This window comes from Bacillus sp. V3B (genome assembly GCF_024494465.1).
Taxonomy (GTDB): Bacteria; Bacillota; Bacilli; order Bacillales; family Cytobacillaceae; genus Bacillus_BD.
The window spans coordinates 1-1,097 of record NZ_JAETXM010000075.1 but is presented as its reverse complement, the minus strand read 5'-3'; the positions used below and the strand labels follow the sequence as shown (position 1 = coordinate 1,097).

Here is a 1,097-nt window from a genome sequence, read left to right as displayed (position 1 = left end):
TTAAATCTCAACATGACTTTTACAATTAGGATGTAACAGATGTAGAATCGCTATTCCTTTGTTGTTTCTCCTTTAGTTAATACTTTTGCTTCTCAGGAATAACGCCTCGAACACCACCACGTGGATCTTCCATGTCCCCTCTGAATCTAGAAATCAGATGAACATGTACATGAAAAATCGTTTGACCGGCAGCTTCACCACAGTTGATACCGATATTATAACCATCTGGCTGATATTGTTCATCAATCATCTTTTTACCTTCAAATAATAATTGATCAATGGAACTTCTCTCTTGAACAGTTAAATCAAAATACTGCTCGACATGTCTTTTAGGAATGATGAGCAGATGACCTTTGTTTACTGGATACTTATCGTAAAAAGCAATAGCAAAATCGTTTTCTAAGACGCTATCGTTTATCTGGCAAAAAACACATGTCATAACGATAACCTCAATTAATTTGATTTATTTCTACCTTTAGTTTTCCCGCTTATCTCTTCGCTCAAAATACTGATGCAGACGGTATTCACAAATTTCTTTCGTCCATTGGTAGAGAATTTCACGATCTTCTTCTACTATATCAAAATGAAGCTGAAATACACTATTCTCAAAAGCGATTAACCCCTTCGAACTGCCACTCCACTTCGTCATTGGCATTCTGGAAATTAATTTACTTATTTTGTCTTCATGATACTCCCACAATTGTTTGCCTGCTTTATCAGAAAGATCAATTCGTTTACGATATTCTTTTTCAGTCAGATAATGATGAAATGTTAGTGCTGCCTCTGAAGGAGTAATAGGCTGAAACCATTGGTCCACCCCTCGATCAAGCATCACTTTCAACAATACCATCTTATAGCTTTTGGACATGGCAGTCTTTTCCACTTCAACGATCCATTAATTCCCTTTTTAATTCTTCTAAACGATCAAAATGTTGACCTTTCACAAACTCTGCTTTGATGATTTTAAACGTTGCTTCAGCTACGGCATTGTCATACGGGCAGCCCTTCATGCTTAAAGATCGTTGAATATGAAATGTCTTTAAAGCATCGTCCATCAACTTATTTTTAAACTCATTTCCACGATCCGTATGAAAAAG

1 protein-coding gene and 2 pseudogenes are annotated in these 1,097 nt (G+C 36.2%); all 3 read right to left on the bottom strand.

From position 1 onward, the window contains the following. Window positions 1-76: 76 nt before the first annotated feature. Complete coding sequence (locus JMM81_RS22590) at window positions 77-439, bottom strand: HIT family protein (RefSeq protein WP_256243813.1); 363 nt, start codon at window positions 437-439, stop codon at window positions 77-79. A 36-nt stretch (window positions 440-475) separates the two neighbouring features. Then, window positions 476-895, bottom strand: a pseudogene (locus JMM81_RS22585) (DEAD/DEAH box helicase family protein); the annotation flags it as partial. Next, window positions 891-1,097: pseudogene (locus JMM81_RS22580) on the bottom strand (IS3 family transposase); the annotation flags it as partial. The pseudogenes JMM81_RS22585 and JMM81_RS22580, both read right to left, overlap by 5 nt.